This is a genomic window from Paraburkholderia unamae (genome assembly GCF_003096875.1).
GTDB classification, from domain to species: Bacteria; Pseudomonadota; Gammaproteobacteria; order Burkholderiales; family Burkholderiaceae; genus Paraburkholderia; species Paraburkholderia unamae.
In genome coordinates this window covers 1-23,703 of the sequence record NZ_QEOB01000010.1, presented here as the reverse complement: position 1 = coordinate 23,703, position 23,703 = coordinate 1, and the positions used below count along the sequence as shown (strand labels likewise).

The 23,703-nt window shown below is 65.6% G+C and carries 20 protein-coding genes; 15 read left to right on the top strand and 5 right to left on the bottom strand.

Annotation, left to right across the window (positions count from 1 at the left end; translation table 11 throughout):
* The first annotated feature begins 81 nt into the window (after window positions 1-81).
* The 15 genes from C7402_RS21000 to C7402_RS20935 all read left to right on the top strand — a co-directional run bounded on the left by C7402_RS21000 (window position 82) and on the right by C7402_RS20935 (window position 17,464).
* On the top strand, window positions 82-1,308 hold the full coding sequence (locus tag C7402_RS21000) for an alpha-hydroxy acid oxidase (RefSeq protein WP_116611942.1): 1,227 nt from the start codon (window positions 82-84) through the stop codon (window positions 1,306-1,308).
* Window positions 1,309-1,401: 93 nt separating this feature from the next.
* Window positions 1,402-2,310, top strand: a complete 909-nt coding sequence (locus C7402_RS20995) for an NAD(P)-dependent oxidoreductase (RefSeq protein ID WP_116611941.1) — start codon at window positions 1,402-1,404, stop codon at window positions 2,308-2,310.
* 46 nt (window positions 2,311-2,356) lie between these two features.
* A complete protein-coding gene (locus tag C7402_RS20990; protein WP_116611940.1) occupies window positions 2,357-3,805 on the top strand; it encodes an NAD-dependent succinate-semialdehyde dehydrogenase in 1,449 nt (482 codons plus the stop codon).
* Between the two features lie 36 nt (window positions 3,806-3,841).
* Window positions 3,842-4,747 (top strand): alpha/beta hydrolase, encoded by a 906-nt coding sequence (locus tag C7402_RS20985; protein ID WP_116611939.1) that lies wholly within the window; start codon window positions 3,842-3,844, stop codon window positions 4,745-4,747.
* Between the two features lie 185 nt (window positions 4,748-4,932).
* The gene (locus C7402_RS20980; protein ID WP_112171809.1) at window positions 4,933-5,850 is read left to right on the top strand and encodes an SMP-30/gluconolactonase/LRE family protein; all 918 of its coding nucleotides are present in this window, start codon (window positions 4,933-4,935) and stop codon (window positions 5,848-5,850) included.
* Window positions 5,851-5,975: 125 nt separating this feature from the next.
* Complete coding sequence (locus tag C7402_RS20975) at window positions 5,976-7,295, top strand: MFS transporter (protein WP_244314893.1); 1,320 nt, start codon at window positions 5,976-5,978, stop codon at window positions 7,293-7,295.
* Between the two features lie 12 nt (window positions 7,296-7,307).
* Complete coding sequence (locus tag C7402_RS20970; RefSeq protein WP_116611937.1) at window positions 7,308-7,931, top strand: cadmium resistance transporter; 624 nt, start codon at window positions 7,308-7,310, stop codon at window positions 7,929-7,931.
* A 174-nt stretch (window positions 7,932-8,105) separates the two neighbouring features.
* Window positions 8,106-9,110, top strand: a complete 1,005-nt coding sequence (gene dctP / locus C7402_RS20965; protein WP_208948964.1) for a TRAP transporter substrate-binding protein DctP — start codon at window positions 8,106-8,108, stop codon at window positions 9,108-9,110.
* A gap of 1 nt (window position 9,111) precedes the next feature.
* A complete protein-coding gene (locus C7402_RS20960) occupies window positions 9,112-9,702 on the top strand; it encodes a TRAP transporter small permease subunit (protein ID WP_116611936.1) in 591 nt (196 codons plus the stop codon).
* A gap of 12 nt (window positions 9,703-9,714) precedes the next feature.
* Window positions 9,715-11,019, top strand: coding sequence for a TRAP transporter large permease (locus C7402_RS20955; protein ID WP_116611935.1), 1,305 nt, complete (start codon window positions 9,715-9,717; stop codon window positions 11,017-11,019).
* A 22-nt stretch (window positions 11,020-11,041) separates the two neighbouring features.
* Window positions 11,042-11,959, top strand: coding sequence for an SMP-30/gluconolactonase/LRE family protein (locus C7402_RS20950; protein WP_112171814.1), 918 nt, complete (start codon window positions 11,042-11,044; stop codon window positions 11,957-11,959).
* 64 nt (window positions 11,960-12,023) lie between these two features.
* On the top strand, window positions 12,024-12,842 hold the full coding sequence (locus tag C7402_RS20945) for an IclR family transcriptional regulator (protein WP_112171815.1): 819 nt from the start codon (window positions 12,024-12,026) through the stop codon (window positions 12,840-12,842).
* Window positions 12,843-12,908: 66 nt separating this feature from the next.
* Window positions 12,909-13,184: a muconolactone Delta-isomerase gene (catC, locus tag C7402_RS20940; protein WP_112171816.1), complete on the top strand. Its 276-nt coding sequence runs from the start codon at window positions 12,909-12,911 to the stop codon at window positions 13,182-13,184.
* Window positions 13,185-13,614: 430 nt separating this feature from the next.
* Window positions 13,615-13,809 (top strand): hypothetical protein, encoded by a 195-nt coding sequence (locus tag C7402_RS46335; RefSeq protein WP_133254518.1) that lies wholly within the window; start codon window positions 13,615-13,617, stop codon window positions 13,807-13,809.
* A gap of 142 nt (window positions 13,810-13,951) precedes the next feature.
* A complete protein-coding gene (locus C7402_RS20935) occupies window positions 13,952-17,464 on the top strand; it encodes a pyruvate carboxylase (RefSeq protein WP_116611934.1) in 3,513 nt (1,170 codons plus the stop codon).
* Window positions 17,465-17,622: 158 nt separating this feature from the next.
* On the opposite strand, the gene C7402_RS20930 is transcribed toward C7402_RS20935, so the two are convergent.
* The 5 genes from C7402_RS20930 to C7402_RS20910 all read right to left on the bottom strand — a co-directional run.
* On the bottom strand, window positions 17,623-18,939 hold the full coding sequence (locus tag C7402_RS20930) for an MFS transporter (RefSeq protein ID WP_116611933.1): 1,317 nt from the start codon (window positions 18,937-18,939) through the stop codon (window positions 17,623-17,625).
* 82 nt (window positions 18,940-19,021) lie between these two features.
* Complete coding sequence (gene eno, locus C7402_RS20925; RefSeq protein WP_116612174.1) at window positions 19,022-20,314, bottom strand: phosphopyruvate hydratase; 1,293 nt, start codon at window positions 20,312-20,314, stop codon at window positions 19,022-19,024.
* 8 nt (window positions 20,315-20,322) lie between these two features.
* Window positions 20,323-21,741, bottom strand: coding sequence for a pyruvate kinase (pyk, locus tag C7402_RS20920; protein WP_116611932.1), 1,419 nt, complete (start codon window positions 21,739-21,741; stop codon window positions 20,323-20,325).
* A gap of 12 nt (window positions 21,742-21,753) precedes the next feature.
* A complete protein-coding gene (locus C7402_RS20915; RefSeq protein WP_116611931.1) occupies window positions 21,754-23,070 on the bottom strand; it encodes a glycerate kinase type-2 family protein in 1,317 nt (438 codons plus the stop codon).
* A 195-nt stretch (window positions 23,071-23,265) separates the two neighbouring features.
* A partial coding sequence (locus tag C7402_RS20910; RefSeq protein ID WP_244314892.1) for an isocitrate/isopropylmalate family dehydrogenase occupies window positions 23,266-23,703 on the bottom strand: 438 nt, incomplete at its 5' end.

The following is a 23,703-nucleotide window of genomic DNA, read 5'->3' as shown; positions in this document are numbered from 1 at the left end:
GTGAAACTGTCGAGGGCGGCACGGCTTCACAGGTTTTCCCGGTGCACATAAGGTAAGGACTCGTCCCATCGGATTTCGAGCATGAAGAATCAAACAGCCATCAATCTCGAAGACCTGCGCCAGCAGGCCCGGCGCAAGCTGCCGCGCATTGCGTTCGACTTCATCGACGGCGGCGCGGACGACGAGCGCTGCTTGCAGCGCAACCGCGACGCGTTCTCGCGCCACTGTCTCGTGCCGCGCTATCTGCGCAACGTCAGCCGCCGCGATCAGAGCGTCGTGCTGTTCGGGCAGACCTACGCGAGCCCGATTGGCATTTCGCCCACGGGCCTCGCGGGGCTTTGGCGCCCCGACGCGGATCTCATGCAGGCGGCGGCCGCGCGCGAAGCGAACGTGCCGTTCCTGCTGTCGAGTTCGAGCAACGCCTCGCTCGAAGAAACGGCGGCGCTCGCGCCCGGCAACGTGTGGTTTCAGATGTATTGCACGAGCGACACGCACATCAATGCCGATTTCGTGCGCCGCGCCACACGGGCGAACGTGCGCGTGCTGGTCGTGACGATCGACGTGCCCGTCAACGCCAATCGCGAGCGCAATCGCCGCAACGGTTTTTCGCGGCCGTTTCGCATGACGCCCGGCGTCGTGCTGGAGGCGCTCGGCCACCCGGCCTGGGTGCTGCGCTACCTGCGCACCGGCGGCATTCCGATGATGCGCAACTGGCAGCCCTATGCACCCGAAGGCGCCAGCGCGGCGCAGGTCGCCGACATGTTCGGCACGCTGACGCCGGCGCCCATGGTCTGCTGGGACCATCTGCACCGCATTCGCGAGGCGTGGAGCGGCCCGCTCGTGATCAAGGGCCTGCTCCACCCCGAAGACGCGCTCGAGGCCGTGCGCGTCGGCGCGGACGGCCTCGTGGTGTCGAACCACGGCGGCCGCCAGCTCGACGCCGCGCCGTCGCCGCTGGAGATGCTGCCCGCGATCCGCGCCGCCGTGGGCGAGCGTGTGGAGCTGATTCTCGACAGCGGCGTGAGGCGCGGCTCCGACGTGGTGATCGCGCGCTGCCTCGGTGCAAGCTCCGCGGTATTCGGCCGGCCTTCGCTCTATGGCGTCGCGGCGGCTGGCGAGGCGGGCGTGGCGCGCGCGCTGCATATCATGCGCAGCGAGATCGACATGGTGATGGCGCAGATCGGCTGCGCGGCGTTCAGTGAGCTCGACGCGCGCTATTTGTGGCAAGCCGGGCGCGATGGCGCCGCGCCGGAGAGGCAGGCGATCGAGCCCGCCATGCTGGCCGCGAGGTTGGGCGCGGCGGCCTGAACGCAGCGCGATGCATGCACGTAAAAGGCGCGTGCCGATCGAAATAAATTCGGCATGCTAACGAAAGTGTTGAATTCCACTGGAGAGAGTGACATGAACGAGGTCATTGGATTTGTAGGCGTGGGCAGCATGGGCGGGCCGATCGCTTCGCGGCTGCTCGATACCGGGCACGAACTGGTGATTTACGACACGCGGCCGGAGGCGCTTGCTCGCTTTGCGGACCGCAAGGTGACGGTGGCTCAGTCGCCGCGCGAGGTGGCGGAGCGCGCGCGCATCGTGCTCGTGAGCCTGCCCACGCCCGACGTGGTGAGGAAGGTGGCGACGGGGCCGGACGGCCTGTGCGAAGGCGAGATGATGCGGATTTATGTCGACCTCTCCACCACCGGCCCGCAAACGTCGGAGGAAGTGGCGGAACGGCTCGCGCGCGGCGGCGTGGGCGTGGTCGATGCGCCCGTGACGGGCGGCGTGACGGGCGCGGCCAGCGGCAAGCTGGTGTTCATCGCCGCCGGGGCCGAGGCGGTGCTCGCGCAGGTCATGCCGCTGCTTGCGCATCTGGGGCAAGTCGAAGTCGTCGGTGCGAGGCCCGGCATGGGGCAAAGTCTGAAGCTTATCAACAACGTGCTGGCGGCCACGCATATGGCGATCACCGCCGAGGCCATGGTGCTGGGCGTGAAGGCAGGGCTCGATCCGGACACCATGCTCAAGGTGCTCAACAAGGGCTCCGGGCGCAACCCCTCCACGGAGGAGCGCTTTCCGAAGTTCGTGCTCACGCGCAAGTTCGACAACGGCTTTGCGAACGCCCTGATGCGCAAGGACCTCAAGCTTTGCATGGAGATGGCGGAAACGCTTCAGGTGCCGCTCTGGGTGGCCACGGCGGTGGACCGGTTGTGGATGCAGACCGTGGTCCAGGTCGGGCCGCACGAGAACACCACCACGATTGTCAAGACCATCGAGCAGTGGGCTGGCGTGGAAGTGCGCGGCCAGGCGGCATCGGCTGCATGAGCAACGGTTTCGCGGCGACGCGAGGCATACCTATGAGGGACCTGACATGAAGCTCAAAGACCCCGGACTGTTGCGCGAGGCCGCGTTCGTTGCCGGCGCGTGGCGGCCGGTTCGCAACGACGGCGCAACGGTAAGCAACCCCGCCAACGGCGAACGCGTGGGCGAGCAACCCATGCTCGCGCTCGCCGAAGTGGAGCAGGCAATCGAGTCGGCGCACGCCGCGTTTGGCGCCTGGCGCGAGCATACCGGCAAGGAGCGCGCGGCGGTGCTGCGCCGCTGGGCCGATCTCGTCATGGCCAACGCGGACGATCTCGCCTGGATCATGACCGCCGAGCAGGGCAAGCCGCTGGCGGAAGCGCGCGGCGAGATCGCCTATGCGGCCAGCTTTCTCGAATGGTTCGGCGAGGAGGCAAAGCGCGGCTACGGCCACACGATTCCCGAGCCGAGGCGCGGTCAGCGCATCAAGGTCATCAAGGAACCGCTGGGCGTGTGCGCGGCCATCACGCCGTGGAACTTCCCTTCGGCGATGGTCACGCGCAAGGTCGCGCCCGCCATTGCCGCGGGCTGCACCGTCCTGCTCAAGCCGGCGCCGCAAACGCCGTTTTCCGCGCTGGCGCTATGCGTGCTGGCCGAGCGCGCGGGCTTGCCGCAGGGCGTGTTGTCGGTGCTGACGGGCGAAGCGCGGATGATCGGCGAGGCGTTCTGCGAGAGTCATCTGATCCGCAAGATTTCGTTTACGGGGTCGACGGCGGTGGGCAAGTCGCTGATGGCAAACGCCGCCGGCACGCTCAAAAAGCTCTCGCTGGAGCTTGGCGGCAATGCGCCGTTCATCGTTTTCGACGACGCCGACGTCGAAGCGGCGGTGGCGGGGGCGAAGGCCTCGAAGTTCAGGAACGCCGGGCAAACCTGCGTGTGCGTCAATCGCTTCTTTGTGCAGCGGGGTATTCACGACGCGTTCGTCGCACGCCTGAAGGCGGCCGTGGCGGACCTGCGGGTAGGCGACGGCTATGCCGAGGGCACGACGATCGGGCCGCTCGTCAACCACGCCGCGGTCGAGAAGGTGGAGCGGCTCGTCATGCAGGCGATCGATGCGGGCGCAACGGCCGATCTCGTCGTGCGGGCGCCGGCGGGCGGATCGTTCTATGCGCCCACGGTTCTCACCGGGGTACAGCCGTCGATGCAGATCTCGCGCGAAGAGATCTTCGGGCCGGTGGCCGCGATCACGCGCTTCGATACGGAAGACGAGGTCATCCGGCTCGCAAACGCCACGCGCTATGGTCTGGCCGCCTACGTCTACACGCAGAACATGCGCCGCGGCCACCGCATCGAGCGTGAGCTCGAGTACGGAATCATTGGCGTGAATGAAGGGCTGATCTCGACCGAAGTTGCGCCGTTCGGCGGCGTAAAGGAATCGGGTTTCGGCAAGGAAGGCTCGTTTTACGGGCTCGATGAGTATCTCGACAGCAAATACATCTGTCACGGCGGCGTTGCCTGAGCGCGAGGGCAACGCACGACACTACCGGAGTTCGTCATGAATCAAGCAGGAAGTCCATCGTTCGACGTCGAGGTTCGCGACGTCGATTATCTCAACAAGGCCGGCACGCCGATGAAGGCCCGGCTCTATCTGCCCCAGGGGGCGGGCCCGTTTCCCATGGTCGTCGAAATTCACGGCGGCGCCTGGTGCCGGGGCAGCCGGCTCGACGAGCACAATCTGAACGTGACGCTTGCACGGCGCGGCATCGCGGTTGCCGCCATCGATTTCACGATGCCGCCGGAAGGCAGCTTTCCCGCGTCGCTGCGCGATATCAATCACGCGGTGCGCTGGGTGAAGGCGACAGCCTCGCAATGGCGCACGCGGCCCGAGCTGGTGGGCTTGCTCGGCGTTTCGAGCGGCGCTCATCAGGCCGTCGTGACGGCCATGCGGCCGCGCGAACCGCTATTCGCGGCCGAGCCGCCCGAGCCGTCTGCGCCGCCGGCGAACGTTGACGCGGGCGTGGCCTTCGTCGTCGCGTGCTGGCCGGTCATCGACCCGCTTGGCCGCTATCGCTATGCCAAGGCGTTGCAGGCGAGCGGCAAGCCGTATCCCGAAGCGATCGATCGCGTGATCCCGGACCAGGAGAAGTACTGGCTAACCGAAGAGGCAATGGGCGAGGGCAGCCCGGCGGCCGCACTGGAGCGCGGCGAGGGGTTCGAAATGCCCCCTCTGCTCTATATCCAGGGTGAAGACGACATCGTGCATCCGCGCGCCCATCTCGACCGGTTCGTGGCCGCCTGGCGCCGTGCGGGCGGTACCTTGACGTTGCAGCTCTATGCCGGCGAAGCGGAGAGTTTCATCACGCGCCGCCCCGGCTCCGCGGGAACCGCCGCCGCCATTGCCGATATCGGCGACTTCGTGCTGAAGCAGGGGCAAGCCATCCTGGCGGATTCCCTCTCCTGAACACACCCACGCGCATGCGTCCCGGGACGTTGTCGGCACAAGGTTCAACATGTGAAACAACGGCCCGTGGCGGCGGTCCTTGCCAGAAAGGGAAAGGGCTAACATGAATCCACGCTGGCCCGCTCGACAAGCGGCAAACCAGGCATCCACATAACCCATCGATCCCGCGCCGAGGCACCCATCACATGAAGGTATTAGCAGAAGGTTTGAAATTTCCCGAAGGTCCGGTCGCAATGGCCGATGGCTCCGTCTGCTTCGTCGAGATCGCCGCGGGGCGCGTATCGCGGGTGAGCCGCACCGGCGTCGTCACGGAAGTCGCGAAAACCGGTGGCGGCCCCAACGGTCTCGCCGTGGGCCCCGATGGCGCGCTGTACGTCTGCAACAACGGTGGTTTCCTCACCCGCGAGGTCGACGGTGAAACCCACGTCATTCACGGCGAGTTGCCCGCCGACTACGTGAGCGGCTCCATCCAGCGCGTCGATCCGCATACGGGGGAGGTCACGACGCTCTATACCCGCTGCGGCGACGTGGCGCTGAGCGCCCCGAACGATCTCGTGTTCGACGCCTACGGCGGCTTTTATTTCACGGATTTCGGCAAGATCCGCAAGCGCAGCCGCGACACGGGCAGCGTGTATTACGCCTTGCCCGATGGGCGCTCGATCCGGGAGGTCGTGCATCCCATCGCGAATCCGAATGGCATTGGTCTCTCGCCCGACCAGCGCACGCTCTATGTGGCAGAAACCGAAACGTCGCGGCTGTGGGCGTTCTCGATCCGCGAGCCGGGCAGCGTGGAGAGGCACGGCTTTCCCTCGCCGAACGGCGGCCGGCTGGTGTGCGGCTTGCCGGGCTACCAGCGCTTCGACAGCCTCGCGCTGGAGGCGGGCGGCAACCTCTGCGTGGGCACGCTGATCGCCGGGCAGGTGACGGTGATCAGCCCCGAAGGGCAGGTCGTGCGCCAGGTGGCCATGCCCGAAGCGTATCCCACGAACATCTGCTTTGGCGGGCACGGCATGCGCAAGGCTTATGTGACGCTCTCGCATACCGGCCGGCTGGTCGAGCTCGACTGGGATGCGCCGGGACTCGAACTGAACTTCAACGCCTGAGCGGTTCTGCACGCCGGGGCTCTCCCGGCGCAATACCGGGCAACCGGACAAGCAACCGGACAACCAACAAGACAAGCGGCTCGCACCGGATCGGCGTCGTATGGAAGCGAGCGCGAGGAGACATGATGAACATGACGAACGACGGGAGCGCGCGGCCAGCGCTCTGGCGAGTGTGCGTGGCCGCCGTGGCCGGGTCGACCATTGAAGGTTTCGATTTTCTCGCCTACGGCACGGCCTCGGCACTGGTCTTCGGGAAGGTATTTTTCGCGAATCTCGATCCGACCACGGCCACCATCGCCTCGTTTGCGACGTTTGCCACCGGCTTGCTCGCGAGGCCCGTGGGTGGCGTGATCTTCGGCCACTACGGCGACCGCGTCGGCCGCAAGGCCATGCTTTCCATCAGCCTCATCCTCATGGGCATTTCCACGCTGGGCATCGGGCTCGTTCCGGGTTATGCGGCGATCGGCGCGCTCGCGCCCATTTTGCTTGTGCTCTTGCGCATGATGCAGGGCGTGGCGTTCGGCGGCGAATTCGGCGGCGCGATTCTGATGGCCGTGGAGCATGCGCCGCCGCGCTGGAAGGGCGTACTCGGCGCGCTGCCGCTCGCGGGCGTGCCCATGGGGCTGGTCCTTTCGGCGCTGTCGTTTTCATTCTTCACGCGATTGCCCGAGGCCGACTTCCTGAGCTGGGGATGGCGCTTGCCGTTCATCGCCAGCATCGTGCTCGTGGCGGGCGGCTACTATATCCGCTCGTCGATTCCGGAAACGCCCGACTTCGTCGAAGTGCAAAAGCAGCGCCGCACCGCGAACGTGCCGTCGCTGGAGGTCCTGCGCGCGCACGGCAAGCTGCTGCTGCTCACCATCGGCAACAAGCTGGGTGAAGTGACGCTCTATTACACCGTTACGGTCTTCCTGATCGCTTATGCGGCGAAACTCGGCTTCAGCAAGGCCGACACGCTGCACGCGCTGCTGGTTGGCGCGTGCTGCCAGGTGGCGGGCATGATCGTGGTGGGCTGGCTGTGCTCGAAAGTCGGCGGCCGCAGCATCGCGCGCATTGGCGGCGTGGCCATGGCGCTGTCGATTTCCGCGTTGATCGCGATGATCGAAACGCATGATCCGTTCTACCTCACGCTTGCGCTCGCCCTCGCGCTGGGCGTGGTTCATCCGCTCGTTTATGCGCCGCAGGCGGCGTTCTACAGCGCGCAGTTTCCCGCCGAACTGCGTTACTCGGGCCTTTCGCTCGCCATTCAGCTCGGTGCCGCCATCGGGGGCGGCATGGCGCCGATCATCGCCACCCAGTTGAGCGCCCAATACGCGAGCCTGACGCCGATTGCGTTCTATGTCGGCGGCGTTGGCTTGCTCGGTACGCTGTGCGCCTGCTTCATGCGCGCGGGCGATGCGCACGAAAGCGAGGAACCCGCACTCGGCGCCGCTCGCACCCATTGAGGCGGGGCGAACGTGACGGCCTGGAGCGTGCCCGCCGTGACAGCCGGCATGACGCTGTCCATCCTGCTCGCGTTCGTGACTTCCAGCATCGACGACTTCGTGCTGCTGGTCTGTCTTTATGCGGAGCGCCGCGTGCCGGCTCGCGAGGTCACCGTTGCGAAACTGGCTTGCGCCGCGCTCTCGCTCGGTCTGGCGCTCGCTTGCGCGAGTGCGTGCCTGGCGTTGCCGCTTCCCGTCTCGCGGGCCGTGGGGCTCGTGCCGCTCGCCCTCGGCATCAAGCGCCTCGCCGAACGGCGCTCGGCGCCGCAGGGCGTTTGCGCCGAACCGGAACCCGAACGATCGGGCACGCACGCGGAGCGTGCCGTGCGGCGCTTCGCACGGTGCCTCTTCATTCTCCTTGCGGCAAGCCTCGACAATATCGCGCTCTATATTCCGCTGTTCGCGCAGGGAAGTCGCGGCGAAGCGGCGCTCGCATGCGCCGTCGTCATGCCGATGACCTTGCTGCTGTGCACGGCTGCGCTGGTGTCGAGCCGCCTGCGCGTGCCGCTTCGAGCACGCCGTCTGCGCCTTGACGCCGTAGTGCCGTACCTGATGATTTATATCGGTATCAAGGCGCTCGCAGCCTCGCTGCTCTGAAGTGCGCTCGTACCCGTACCGGCGCCACGCCTGAATGCCTGCCGCCTCGCGCACAGTTTCAGCATTCGAAACTTCGGCCGCGCGCGGTGTTATCGGGCGTACGTGAAGCGGCTATCGTTATCTGGTGCCGCCGACATGAACCGGCGGCCCAACAAACACCAAACGGAGACAACGATGACGATCACAACGCGCGGCTGCCGAAGCCGCTGGCTCATGCATGCCTGCACCGTCGCGCTTGCGGCCTGTAGCGTGAGCGCCGCGAGCGCCGCTGAGAACTGGCGGGCCTACACGTATAACGCGGTCGCGACCGTCACCCCGGTCAAGGGCATGCAGGCCATGCTGGACGAGATTCGCGCCGAAACCGGAGGACAACTGAATATCCGCCTCAACGTCGGCGGCACGCTTCCCATCACCGAGAGCAATATCACCCAGGCCGTTGCCGACAACATGGTGCAGATGGGCGACGACGCGGGCTTCGTCGGCAACCTGCCGGTGGGCGGGCTCGTGCGTCTGCCGCTGCTGCTGGGCACCCGCGCGGATTTCGACAAGGCGTGGCGCATCGAGGCGCCGTACCTGCGCGACGAACTGCGGGCCAAGCATATCGTGCTGCTCGGCCGCTATATCTACCCTGAGAACGTGATGTGGTCCAAGCGCAAGCTGACATCGCTCGCGGACCTGCAAGGCCAGAAGGTGCGCGTGATATCGCCGGAACAGGCGCAGTTCATCAAGGTGCTCGGCGGTATTCCGATTACGCTCGGCCCGGCGGAAGTGGCGCCGGCGCTCGACCGTGGCGTGATCGACGGCGTGCTCACGGCAACCTCGGGATACGGCTATGTCTGGCGCGATCTTCTTAAATATAGCTACCGATTGAATGTCAGTTATATCGACTCGCTCATTCTCGTCAACGAGGACGCCTGGAACACGCTGTCTCCCGAGGTGCAGGCCAAGGTGCAGGCATCGGTCGACAAATACACGTCGCTCATCACGACGCAGATGGTGACGGAAGACGACCAGCTCACGAAGAAGCTGGCCGCTTCCGGCATGGTGATCACCGAGCCGAGCGCGGCGGATCTCGCAGAGGCCGAGCGGCGCATCAGTCCGTACTGGAAGGCATGGGGCGAGCGGCGGCCGGACCTGCAAAGCGCCTTGCAGAAAGTGCGCACTGCGGTAGGGAGGTGAGATGAGCGAGATCGGCAAACCCCTGCCCGTTGCTGGCGGGATGAACGTTGCCTCGGCCGCGTGTGAGCTCGACGCCGGACACGCCGCGCCCGCCACGGAAGGCATGGTGGAGACGCTGGCGCGCTGGGTCGTGCACGCCGTCGTGATTGGCCTGCTGGCGATGATGGGCGTCGAAATGTTCGTGCGCGCGGCGCTCGGCATGTCGATGCAGATCAGCAACGAGGTGGGCGGCTATGCGCTGGTGGCAATCTGCTTTCTGTCGCTGGCGTCCGGCCAGTCGCTTCATGCGTATCACCGCGTGCAGTTCGTGGGCCGCTGGCTGGGAGGCGCGGCGCAGGCATGGCTGAAGCTCGTGTTCGACGCGCTTTCGCTGTTGGTTGCGTGCGTGCTGCTCGGCGAAATGGTGCGCTTCGAAATGCTCACATGGCAATCGGGTGACGTGGCGGCGACTTCCCTGATGACGCCGCTCTGGCTGCCGCGCGCCGCCATGCTGCTGGGCGTGGCCGGGCTGGCCTGCGCGTTGGTCCGCACGCTGGCCGCCGACGCGCGCCGTATCCGTGGCGGCCAGTCCGTCGAACCGCGGCGCGCTTGAAGGAGAATGAATATGGATGGTGCAGTGCTGATCGTGACGATCTTTGTTCTCTTCATCGGGTTGCTGGCGGCGGGCATGGCCGTGCCGTTCGCCATTCTTCTGCCCGCCGTGCTCTACCTGTTCCTGCAAGGCGGTTGGGCGGCGCTGCACGGTCTTGGCATGGCGAGCTGGGGCAGCATGGACAGCTATACGCTCACGGCCATTCCGCTGTTCGTGCTGATGGCCGAGATCCTTCAGGGCAGCGGGCTTGGCGTGCGCGTGTACAACGGTCTCGCGCGTCTCGTGCGGCGCGTGCCGGGCGGTCTCTTGCAGACGAATATCGCGGGCTGTGCGGTGTTCGCGGCCGTCAGCGGTTCGAGCATCGCGACGGCGGCGTCGATCGGGCAAGTGGCGCTGCCGCAGCTCAAGGCGCGCAAGTACGATATGCGTGTGGCCACAGGCTCGCTGGCTGCGGGCGGCACGCTCGGCATTCTCGTGCCGCCATCGATCGGCATGATCGTGTATGCGTCGTTCACGGACACATCCGTGGTCAAGCTGTTCATGGCCGGTGTCGTGCCCGGCGTGGCGCTCACGCTCATGTTCATGGCCTACGTGGTGGTGGCCGCGCTGCTGCGTCCGCATATCGCGCCCGACAATAGCGGCGACGCACCGCCCATGAGCGCACTGCGGGCGATTTTCGACATCGTGCCCTTCATGCTGTTGATCGCGGGCATCATGGGCGCGATCTATAGCGGCATTGCCACGCCCACCGAGGCGGCGGCCGCCGGTTGTCTCTTCGCGCTCGTCATCGCACGCGTGTTCGGCACGCTGACGTGGCGCGTGCTGTATGAAGCGCTCAAGCGCTCGATGCTCACCGTCAGCAATATCCTCTTCATCACGTATGCCGCTTTCATCTTCTCGTATGCCATGGCTTTTGCAGGCGTTGGCGAGGAAATCACCCGCTTCATCATCTCGATGCAGTTGAGCAAGGCGGGCTTCTTCGTCGCGCTCTTCGTGCTGTTCACGTTGCTGGGCGCATTGGTGGAAAGCCTCGGCATGATCGTGATTACCGTGCCCTTGCTCTACCCGCTGCTGTCGAGCTATGGCATCGACCCGGTGTGGTTCGGCGTGGTCGTCGTGGTGTTCATCGAAATGGGGCAGATCACGCCGCCTATCGGTATCAACCTGTTCGTGATTCAGGGCATCTCACGCGGGAATCTCGCCGACGTGGTGGCCGGCACCGTGCCCTTTCACGCGCTGATGTTCGTGCTCCTCTCACTGCTCATGGTGTGGCCGGAGCTCGCGCTGTGGCTGCCCAATCATCTGGCCGCCGGTTGAGCCGGGGCCTCTGGAGATCATCATGTTCGCAACACCCGAGAAGTTGAAGGCTGAGATATTCGCGCGCATTCCCGAGAAGTTTCATATGCGGGACCGGCATTGCGACTGGACGAGAACGCAGTTGCACGGCGCGCAGGCGCAACTCTTCATTGAAGGGCCGTCGTTCGACCGCGACGGCAACCTCTGGGTCACGGATATTCCGTGGGGCCGTATTTTTCGCATCGACAAGACGGGCCATGTCGAGCTCGTGGTCGAGTACGACGGCGAGCCGAACGGGCTGAAGTTCCATCCCGACGGGCGCGCGTTCATTGCCGACTACCGGCGCGGCATCATGGTGCTGGACCCGCTGCGCGGCACGGTCGAGCCGTTGCTCGAGCGCGCGCGGCTCGAACGCTTCAAGGGCTGCAACGATCTGTTCTTCGCCTCGAACGGCGACCTGTATTTCACCGATCAGGGGCAAACGGGGCTGCACGACCCGAGCGGCAGACTTTTCCGCCTGCGTGCTTCAGGGCAACTCGACCTCGTGCTGGAGGGCATTCCCAGCCCGAACGGTCTCGTCCTCAATCTCGATGAAACCGCGGTCTATCTGGCTGTCACGCGCGACAACGCGATCTGGCGCGTGCCCTTGATGGCCGATGGCACCGCCACGAAGGTGGGCGTCTACATCCAGATGTCGGGCGGCGGCGGCCCCGACGGCATTGCGCTCGATGCGGCCGGCGGCCTCGCGGTCTGCCACGTCGGCTTCGGCGCGGTGTGGCTCTTTAGCCCGCGCGGCGAGCCGCTGTACCGCATCGATGCGCCGGAAGGGCTCGCAACTACCAATTGCGCCTACGGTGGAGACGGCAATCATACGCTCTACATGCTCGAATCGCGGACCGGCACGGTTTTCACCGCGCGCGTGCCCGTAGCCGGGCAGCCGATGTATTCGCATCGGCGTTGAGCGCGCGGAGCCAGTGAGAGCGCCGCGCGGTCGGGCCGCTTGCGCAAAACAAGGAGAAGGGCAGATGGACCTCGCAGACATGGTTGCCGTAGCGCCCGGCGCGCCCGGTGTGTCCTCGCGTTTCGGGACGCAGAGCCTCGCGCGCGGCATCAGGCTGATGCGGGTGATCGCGACGAGACCGCTGGTTGGCTGGAGACTGACCGACCTCGCCATTGCCTGCGATCAGGACAAGGCGACCGTGCGCCGCATGCTGGCCTGCCTCGTGGAGGAGCGGCTCGTCGAGCAGCGCGAGAGCGACCGCCGCTATCTGCCCGGACCGCTGATGTATGAGCTTGGGCTTGCGTTGCCGCAGCATGGCGCTTTCCAGCGGCGCGCGGAGGTCATTGTCGAGGACTTCGCTTCGCGCATGGGCGGCATTGCCCTGTTCCAGTTGCGCAGCGGCAGCGACTTCGTATGCAGCATTCGTGCGGGCACTGTGCAGATGACCGGGGCCATGGTCTATCCGGGCGGCCGCCGGCCGTTGTTCACTTCGGCCGGCGGCGTTGCGATCCTGCAAACCTTGCCGCCCGAAGAAGCCACGGCCGTTCTCATGGATAACGTGAATCAGGAGATCAAGCGGCACGGCCCGGTGCGCCTCGCCTCGCTACAGAAAATGCGCGATCGCTCGGAGCGGCACGGGTTCGGCGTCAACTTCGGCTATGTCGTGCCGAACTCCTATGCCTTTGCGGTTCCGGTACGCGGTTCGGATGGCCATGCATTTGGCGCGGTCTGCATCATTGGCACGCCCGAGGCTTACGGCGAAGAACGGCTCGACGACGTGCACGAGGCGTTGGTGGCCGTGCAGGCGCGCCTCGAAGCCGCGGCGCGCGAGTGCGGTCTGTAAGCGCACTGGGCGGAACGCCCCGGCACGAAAAAAACCCGTTATTTTAATGAAAGCAAGGAGAAGGTGATGCTTTATTACGTAGCAATGCAAATTAATATTCCGGAGACGCTCGATGCCGAACGGGTCGAGACGATCAAAGCCGCAGAGCGCTCACGCGCGATCGAGATTCAGGAAACGGGCAAGTGGCCGCATCTATGGCGCGTAGTCGGCCAATACGCCAATGTCAGCATCTTTGATGTCGAAAGCAACGACGAGCTGCATCAACTGCTGTCGTCGCTGCCGCTTTTTCCGTATATGTCGATTCAGGTCACACCGCTCTCGCGTCATCCCGCGGCCATCTGACGTTCCCGCCGCCGCACGGACGCATTTCCGGTGCACAGCGGCTGCGCTGTGGCGCTTGCCTTGACTGGCGCCTCCGCGTTTCGTAGTGGTGGAGGGATTCGCCTCTACACGAGCGCGATGCAAGGCGGGTGTGCTGGACGGTGTGGCGGCCATTCTGGCACCGAAAGCTGAGCCATCCTTTGCCCACCTCGATCTGGATCTGTGATGGCCTCCAGATTTCAAAACTGCAATCTCCGGCGTCAAATTTGAAATATCCGGGTGCCGTGGCGGAACGTTCAGGCTGCCTGGAATGAAGCTTTTCCTTGTGTGGCATGAATTGGCGCGCGTCTTGCTTAAAGGACCGCCACCGCACCACGCGGAAAGTCGCGAAATCGTCGCCTGTCTTCAACGGAGCGGTTGCCGACACAGAACCATCAGTGAGGAGACAAACATGAACGATAGCGAAGCAGCCGCGCGATTGGCGCGCGCAAGCCGAACGGCGCCATCAGCGCTGGAGAGCAGCCCGGGCGGTGATTGCCGCCGCAGTTGCACGCGCCACCCCGCGAACTGGGCGTGGGCAACCTTGTACAACCAATACGACTGGATGGATGTGCACACGCTCTCCGGCGAGTTAGACCCGCTCTGAGACGCAGCGCGTCGCCTCGACACGTCCAACGCCCGGCGCGCTCCACACCGGCCATCTCCTTCGACAGCACTGCGGAGTGCGGCCGGGCCCGCCAATCCATCGTCATCACCTCGCTCGCCCGGCTCGGCGCGAGCCATACACCATGACTTACGCCCCTATCAAATCGCTGCTCATTGCCAACCGCTCCGAGATCGCCATCCGTGTGATGCGTGCCGCAGCGGAGCTGGACATTCGCACGGTCGCCATCTATTCGAAGGAAGACCGCCTCGCGCTGCATCGCTTCAAGTCCGACGAAAGCTACCTGGTTGGAGAGGGCAAGAAGCCCCTTGCGGCCTATCTCGACATTGACGACGTGCTGCGCATCGCGAGGCAGGCAAACGTTGACGCGATCCATCCCGGCTATGGCTTTCTCTCCGAGAATCCGGAGTTCGCCCAGGCGGTGATCGATGCGGGCATGCGCTGGGTCGGCCCGGCTCCCGAAGTGATGCGCATGCTCGGCAACAAGGTCGCGGCGCGTAACGCGGCGGTGGCGGCCGGCGTACCGGTGATGCCGGCTTCCGATCCCTTGCCGCACGACATTGAACAATGCAAGCGCCTCGCCGCGCAAATCGGCTACCCGTTGATGCTCAAGGCGAGTTGGGGCGGCGGCGGCCGCGGCATGCGCGTGCTGGAGAGCGAGCAGGATCTCGCCACGTCGATTGCCGCCGCGCGCCGCGAAGCGCTTGCCGCATTCGGCAATGACGAAGTCTATGTCGAGAAACTGGTGCGCAACGCGCGCCATGTGGAAGTGCAGGTGCTCGGCGACGCGCACGGCAATCTCGTGCATCTCCACGAACGCGACTGCACGGTGCAGCGGCGCAACCAGAAAGTCGTCGAACGGGCGCCCGCGCCCTACCTCGATCCCGCGGGCCGCGCCGAACTCTGCGAAGCGGCGCTGCGCCTGATGCGCGCGGTCGGCTACACGCATGCGGGCACGGTGGAGTTCCTCATGGACGCCGACACCGGCCGGTTCTATTTCATCGAGGTGAATCCGCGCATTCAGGTCGAGCACACGGTGACGGAAATGATCACCGGCGTCGATATCGTCAAGGCGCAGATCCGCATCACGGAGGGCGGGCGCATCGGTCTCATCGAGGACAGCGTGCATGAAACCGGTGCCGTTGCCGAGCGCGCGGCGGGCGTGCCCGCACAGGGCGACATTCCGCTGAATGGCCATGCGCTGCAATGCCGGATCACGACCGAAGATCCCGACAATGGCTTCCTGCCCGACTATGGGCGCTTGTCTGCATACCGCAGCGCATCGGGTTTCGGCGTGCGTCTCGACGCGGGCACGGCCTATGGCGGCGCGGAAATCACCCCCTACTACGATTCACTGCTGGTCAAGGTGACGACGTGGGCGCCGACGGCCGTCGAATCGATTCGACGCATGGATCGTGCGCTGCGCGAGTTCCGCATTCGCGGCGTGGCGTCGAACCTGCAATTCCTCGAAAACGTCATCAACCATCCGGCCTTCGGGCGGGCGGAGGTCACCACGCGATTCATCGATCGCACGCCCGAGCTGCTCGCCTTTGCGAAACGGCGCGACCGCGCCACCAAGCTGCTGCGCTATCTCGGCGAGACCAGTGTCAACGGTCATCCGGAGATGGCGGGCCGCTCGCTGCCCGCGCTGCCGCTGTCGAAGCCGGTGCTGCCTTGTGTGGACACGGGCGTGCCGTTGCCAAAGGGCACGCGTGACCGTCTGCGCGAGCTTGGCGCGGACCGTTTTGCGAAGTGGATGCTGGATCAGAAACAAGTGCTTCTGACCGACACCACGATGCGCGACGCACACCAGTCGCTGTTCGCAACCCGCATGCGAACCGCCGACATGCTGCCGATCGCGCCGTTCTACGCGCGCGAACTTCCGCAGCTGTTTTCAATGGAGTGCTGGGGCGGGGCGACGTTCGATGTGGCGCTGCGCTTTCTCAAGGAAGACCCGTGGCAACGCCTCGCGCAATTGCGCGAACGGGTGCCCAATATCCTCTTCCAGATGCTGCTGCGCGGCTCGAATGCCGTCGGCTACACGAACTACGCGGACAACGTCGTGCGCTTTTTCGTGCAGCAGGCGGCGGTTGCGGGCGTAGACGTGTTCCGCGTATTCGATTCGCTGAACTGGGTGCGCAACATGCGCGTAGCGATCGACGCCGTACGCGAGAGCGGCGCGCTGTGCGAAGGCGCGATCTGCTATACCGGCGATGTGTTTGACCAAGCCCGCCCGAAGTATGACCTGAAATACTACGTGGGGATCGCACGCGAACTCCAGCAAGCCGGGGTGCACATTCTCGGCATCAAGGACATGGCGGGCATTTGCCGACCGCAGGCCGCCGCGGCGCTCGTGAAAGCGCTCAAGGAGGAGACCGGCTTGCCGGTGCATTTCCATACGCATGACACGAGCGGCATTTCGGCGGCTTCGGCGCTCGCCGCGATCGAGGCGGGCTGCGACGCAGTCGATGGCGCGCTCGACGCCATGAGCGGGCTGACGTCGCAGCCCAATCTCTCCAGTATCGCGGCCGCGCTGAGCGGGAGCGAGCGAGATCCGGGGCTCAGCCTCGAACGGCTGCATGAAGCGTCGATGTACTGGGAAGGCGTGCGCCGCTACTACGCACCGTTCGAATCGGACATCCGCAGCGGCACCGCCGACGTGTACCGTCACGAGATGCCGGGCGGGCAGTACACGAATTTGCGCGAGCAGGCGCGCTCGCTTGGCATCGAGCATCGCTGGACCGAAGTGTCGCGCGCTTATGCCGATGTCAACCGGATGTTCGGCGATATCGTGAAGGTGACGCCCACATCCAAGGTGGTGGGCGACATGGCGCTCATGATGGTGGCGAACGACCTGAGCGCTGCCGACGTGCGCGACGCGGCGAAAGACATTGCGTTTCCGGAGTCGGTCGTGTCTCTCTTCAAGGGCGAGCTTGGCTTCCCGCCCGACGGCTTCCCTGCGGACTTGTCGCGCAAGGTCCTGCGCGGCGCCCCCCCCGCGCCCTACCGGCCTGGCGACCAGCTTGCCGCGGTCGATCTGGCCGCGGCGCGCGCGCAGGGCGAGGCGGCCTGCGAGCATCCGCTCGACGACCGGCAACTGGCTTCGTACCTGATGTACCCGAAGCAGACGGCTGACTACCATGCGCACCTGCGGACGTATAGCGACACGTCGGTCCTGCCGACGCCGGCGTTCCTCTATGGCCTGCAACAGCAGGAGGAGATCGCCGTCGACATCGACGCGGGCAAGACGCTGCTCGTCTCGCTCCAGGGCCAGCACGCGGACGGTGACGAGGGCATGGTGAAGGTCCAGTTCGAACTGAATGGCCAATCGCGCACGACGACCGTCGAGCAGCGCCGCGCCGCGCAGGCGTCCGCGGTACGCAATGGCCGGGCAGTCGCCGATCCGGAGAACCCGCTGCATGTCGCCGCGCCGATGCCAGGCTCCGTGGTGGCCGTGACGGCTCAACCCGGTCAACGCGTTGCCGCCGGCAGCACGCTGATCGCGCTGGAGGCCATGAAGATGGAGACGCATATCGCGGCTGAGCGCGACTGCGTGATAGCGGCCGTGCACGTCCAGGCAGGGGATCGTGTTGCTGCGAAGGATCTGCTCATCGAACTGCGGGAAGCGGGCGGTTGAGCGAATACTTTTCGTGTGTGGGGTGGTGGCTCGCAATCAGGGCGGTGTTTTCATAACGCCCGGCACCAACGTGCCCGATTTCGGAATGCCGCCACCGCTCCCGTCGATCTGGAACCGGACTGTCCTAGCCGCCACGCTCCGACAGTCCAGCGTTCACCTCAATGATCGTGCCTAACCTGGCTGATAAGAGGTTGCTGACTTGCCTTTCGGCTCAGCAGCAGCGTCATGACGGCGGAAACCGCGAGCGTCGCCGCGACGACATAGAGCCCAAGCGTGTAGCTGCCCGTCATGCCTTTCAGCCACCCAATCACGGCCGGGCCCACAAAGCCGCCGAGATTGCCGATGGAGTTGATCGACGCGATGCCTGCCGCGGCGCCCGCACCCGAAAGAAATAGGCTCGGCATGGCCCAAAGCGGAGCCTTTGCGGCACTGATGCCAACGTTCACGACAGTCAGTGCGAGCACGATCATCAGCGCCGTATTGGCTTGGCCTGCAAGAACGAAGGCCAGGCATGCAAGCACGCAAGGGATGACCACGTGCCAGGTGCGTTCACCCGTGCGGTCGGAGTGGCGCGCCCAAAGAACCATGACGACGATGGCGATGAGGCTGGGAATGGCGTTGATGAGCCCCGTTTGCAGTGAGTTGAAGCCGAACTGGCCGATCATCAACGGGGCCCAGAGACCGAGCGTGTAGAGCCCGGCAGACGTGCCGAAATAGATCAGCGCAAGCGCGAGCACACGGGGATCGAGCAGCGCCTTGAGCGCGCCAGTCGTGTGGCCCGCGTGGCTTTCCCGAAGATCCGCTTCCTCCTTTAACCTGGCGATGAGCCAGTCACGTTCATCCGCGTGCAGCCATGTCGCTTGCCTTGGCGAGTCGATCAGACGCTTGAGGACCACGAAGCCGAGCACCACGGCCGGAACGGCCTCGATGATGTAAAGAAGCTGCCAGTCAGCAAGACCGAACATCGGCGGCAGTTGCATGATGGCGCCCGAGACCGGCGAGCCGAGCGCGGTGGACAGCGGCGCCGCTGCCATGAACCAGGCTGCGGCTACGGCGCGTTGCTTCGTCGGAAACCAGAGGCTCAGATAGAGAATGATGCCGGGGAAGAAGCCGGCTTCCGCCACGCCGAGCAGGAAACGCAGGACATAAAAGCTGGTCGGGCCGGATACGAAGGCCGAGGCGGCCGACACGATGCCCCACGTGATCATGACTCGCGCAATCCATATCCGCGCGCCCACGCGATGCAGGATGAGATTGGACGGCACCTCGAACAGGAAGTAGCCGACGAAGAACAAGCCACCGCCAAGTCCGAACGCGGCCGGCGAAAGTCCGATGTCCTTGTTCATCGTCATCGCCGCGAAGCCGACATTGACGCGGTCGAGAAAGCTGACGAAGTAGAGCAGCATCACGAACGGAATGATGCGCCACATGAGCTTGCGGGATACCCGGGATTCGAGATCCTGATCTGAGTGCATTGTCTCCTCCTTGAAAGGAAGTCGCACCGGTTGTTTGAACGCGTTGTGGCGGTGCGGTGGTGGAATGGCGAGAAAACCGTGGTTATTGATGCGCGCTGAAACGGCTGAACACGTCGCCGGGCTTCCATGCTGCGGCGTCGCCGAGTTCCGCCTCGATCATGAGCAAGCGGTTGTACTTCGACACCCGGTCGGAGCGGCACAGCGAGCCCGTCTTGATCTGCGAAGCGGCCGTACACACGCTGAGATCCGCAATGGTGGTGTCTTCGCTGTCGCCGGAGCGATGCGAGACGACCGACGCATAGCCGGCTGCCGTCGCGGTTGCAATCGCATCGAGCGTTTCTGTGAGCGTGCCGATCTGGTTGGGCTTGACGAGAATGGCGTTGGCGATTTGCTGGCCAATGCCTTCCTGGAGCGTGCATGCGTCGGTGACAAACAGGTCGTCGCCTACGAGTTGCACGCGCTGGCCAAGCCGTTGGGTCAGCAAGCGCCAACCGTTCCAGTCGTTCTCCGCCATGCCGTCTTCGATGGAGACAATCGGATAGCGGTTGACGAGCGCTTCGAGATACGCCGCGAAGCCATCGGCGTCGAAGCTGCGTTGTTCCGAGGCGAGCGTATAGCGGTCTTCGGCATAAAACTCGGAGCTGGCGACGTCGAGGGCGAGCGCTATGTCACGGCCGGCCCTGAAGCCGGCCAGCGCAATCGCGTCCATGATCGTGTCGAGCGCGGCGGCGCTGGAAGGCAGGTCGGGCGCGAAGCCACCTTCGTCGCCCACGCCGGTGCTTAGCCCCTGCTTGCGCAGCGTGCTGCGCAACGCGTGGAAAACCTCCACGCCCCAGCGGATCGCCTCCGTGAAGCTCGGCGCGCCAACCGGCAATATCATGAACTCCTGAATATCGACGCTGTTGTCCGCGTGGGCGCCGCCGTTGAGGATGTTCATCATCGGCAACGGCAACGTGGGCGAGGTGTTCATCGAGAGGAAGCGGTAGAGTGGGGCGCCCGCGGCTTGCGCCGCCGCTCTTGCGCTCGCCAGCGAGACAGCGAGCAGCGCATTCGCGCCGAGCCGCTGTTTTCCCGGTGACCCGTCGAGGTCGATCATGATGCGGTCGATGCGTTCCTGCGCCGTGGCGTCCTGATCGAGCAGCGCGTTGCGCAACGCGCCATTCACATGCGCCACGGCCTGACGCACGCCTTTGCCGCCGTAGCGCTGCGGGTCCTTGTCGCGCAGCTCGACGGCTTCGCGCTCACCCGTCGACGCGCCGGACGGAACGATGGCGAAGCCCTGCGAGCCGTCATGCAGACTCACACGCGCGGCGACGGTGGGGTTGCCGCGCGAATCGAGCAGTTCGAATCCTTCGATGTTTTGGATACGTGCCATGTCGACGCTCACTGGATTTGCGCGATGCGCATGAGGTTGGTCGTGCCGGCGGCGCCGAACGGCATGCCGGCGGAGATGACGACGGTCTGCCCGCTCACGCCGATGCCCGCGCTACGCACGGTCTCGCACGCCAGTTCGCTGACCGCCGCGACATCTCCGGCTTCCTCGCTCACGACCGGGTGCACGCCCCAGGCGAGCGTGAGCCGGCGCGCGACCGCGAGATGCGGCGTCATGCCGACAATCGGCACGCAGGGCCGCTCGCGCGCCATACGCAGCGCGGAGTAGCCCGAACTCGTGTAGGCAACCGTTGCGACCGCGTCCAGCAACTGCGTGACGTGGCGCACCGCGAATCCGATCGCATCGGGCACCACGGCGCGCGGCGCCGCATGCGAGGCAGCGATAACCTCGCGGTAGTACGGATCGCTTTCGGTGCGCGCGATGATGCGGTCCATCGTGCGCACGGCTTCGACGGGATACTGGCCGCTCGCGGATTCGGCGGAGAGCATCACGGCGTCGGCGCCGTCGTAGATCGCCGTGGCGACGTCGGAGGCTTCCGCGCGCGTGGGGACCGGCGCGCTGACCATCGATTCGAGCATCTGCGTCGCGACGATCACAGGCTTGCCGAGCTTGCGGCAGGTCCGCAGGATGCGCTTCTGGATGGCCGGAACCTGTTCGGCGGGCACCTCGACGCCCAGGTCGCCGCGCGCGACCATGATCGCGTCGGCCTCCTCGACAATCGCTTCGAGGCTGCCGATGGCGGCGGGCTTTTCCAGCTTGGCGAGCAGTGCCGCGCGACCCTGCACGATCTCGCGGACTTCGCGCAGGTCTTCCACGCGCTGCACGAACGACAGCGCGACCCAGTCGACGCCCAGTTCGAGACCGAACGCGAGATCGCGTCGATCCTTTTCCGTCAACGCAGAAAGCGGCAGCACCACGTCGGGCACGTTGACGCCCTTGCGCTCGGAGAGCGTGCCGCCGATCACGACAACCGTATCGGCCGACTCCGCGTCGCAACGCTCGACGCGCAACTGAATGCGGCCATCGTCGAGCAGCAGCGTCGTGCCGGGCTGGATTGCCGCGAAGATTTCCGGATGGGGGAGCGCGACGCGCTCGATGCTGCCCGGCTGCTCGCGTGCGAGGTCGAGCCGGAACGCAGCGCCCGCTTCGAGACGCACGGGTCCGTTTGCGAAGGTGCCGACGCGCAGCTTCGGCCCTTGCAGATCGAGCAGCACGCCGATGGGGCGGCCGACTTCTCGCTCGATCGCGCGGATGACTTCGAGCCGCGCTCGATGGTCCTCCTGGGTGCCGTGACTGAAATTCAGGCGAAATACATCGGCGCCCGCATGAAAAAGCGCTTCGATCGTTTCGCGTCGCGTGCTGGCAGGTCCCAGCGTGGCGACGATTTTGGCATTACGGGTGCGGCGCATGACGAGGGTTCCTTAAGCCGTGGCGGTTTCACCGCCGATATAGATCGCGCGAAAGTCGTTGACGTTGGTGTGGGTCGGGCCGGTGACGAGCGAGTCCCCGAGCGCCTGGAAGAAGCCGTGGCCGTCGTTGTTGTCGAGGCTGGCGGCCGGGTCGATTCCGGCGGCGCGCGCACGGGCAAGCGTGTCGGGCGCGAGGCGCGCGCCCGCGATGTCTTCCTGACCGTCAACGCCGTCGGTGTCGCCGGCAAGCGCGTGGACTTGAGGCAGACCGTTCAGGGCAAGCCCGAGCGAAAGCAGGAACTCGACATTGCGCCCGCCGCGACCCGTGCCGCGCACGGTCACCGTGGTCTCGCCGCCGGAGAGCAGAATGCAAGGTGTCCTGAATGGCTGGCCGCGCTGTGCGATTTGCCTGGCGATGCCCGCCATGACCGTGCCGACTTCGCGGGCCTCGCCTTCAATCGAATCGCCGAGAATATGCACGTCGACGCCTTGCTTCGCGGCGCATTGCGCGGCGGCTTCGAGCGCCATTTGCGGCGTGGCGATGAAATGAGATTCCACGCGCGACAGCCTGGCGTCGCCGGGTTTGAGTGTTTCCAGTTCAGCGGACTTTAGTTGTGCGCGCAATGGATCCGGCACGTCGATCGCGTAGCGCTCGAGAATGCCGAGTGCGTCGGCGCAGGTCGTCGCGTCGGGCACGGTCGGTCCGGAGGCGACGTCGGCGGCGCTGTCTGCGGGGACGTCGGAGATGATCAGGTTGACGACGCGCGCGGGATGGCACGCGGCCGCGAGACGGCCACCCTTGATCGCGGAAAGATGGCGGCGCACGCAGTTCATTTCGGCGATGGTCGCGCCGCTCGCGAGCAGCGCGCGGTTGATGGCCTGCTTCGCTTCGAGCGTGAGGCCGGGCGCCGGCAGGGGCAGCAGTGCGGAGCCGCCGCCCGAAATCAGGCAGATCACGAGATCGTCTTCGCTCAGTCCCGAGACGCATTCGAGCATGCGCTGCGCCGCGCGCAAACCGGCTTCGTCGGGTACCGGATGCGCGGCTTCGACGACCTCGATGCGCTCGCACGGCACGCCATAGCCGTAGCGCGTGACGACGAGGCCTTCGAGCGGTCCATGCCAGTGCGCTTCGAGCGCGCGAGCCATGGCGGCGGACGCCTTGCCGGCGCCGATCACGAGCGTCTTGCCGCGCGGCGGCTCGGGCAGGAAGGCACGCACGCGCAATTCGGGCTGGGCGACGGCCACGGCGGCGGCGAACATGTCTTCGAGTAGCCGGGGGATGTCGACTGGGGCGGCCCCGCGCGGCGAGGTGGGGGAACGGCTTTGCATGTGCGGTTCAGGCCTCGAAAGCGTGCATGGGGAGGGCGGGGAGGCAGGACACACGGTCTCCTTCGTTTCTTGAGGGCGAGCGTCACCACGACGGCGCGTGCGCCGTCGAATCGCGGTGAGGGGGGAGCCGTCGCCGCTGACGGTGGCGCTGCGCTAGCGCGCGCCCGTCAGGGCGAAGACAGGATGCGGTGCCGCTTAGGCGGGTGCGGTCGTCTTTTCGAGCAGGGCGCAGACGGCGTCGGTCACCTGCTTCGTGGTGGCGTTGCCGCCCAGGTCGCCCGTATGCAGCGCGGGGTTGGCCGTCACGGTTTCGATGGCCTGCATCACGTGCGCGGCGGCCTCGTGCTCGCCGAGGTGTTCGAGCAGCATCACGACCGACCAGAACGTGCCGATGGGATTGGCGAGCCCCTTGCCCATGATGTCGAAGGCCGAACCGTGGATCGGCTCGAACATCGACGGATAACGCCGCTCGGGGTCGATGTTGCCGGTCGGCGCAATGCCGAGGCTGCCCGCGAGCGCGGCCGCGAGGTCGCTGAGAATGTCGGCGTGCAGGTTGGTCGCGACGATCGTGTCGAGCGAGGCGGGGCGGTTGACCATGCGCGCCGTGGCGGCGTCCACGAGTTCCTTGTCCCA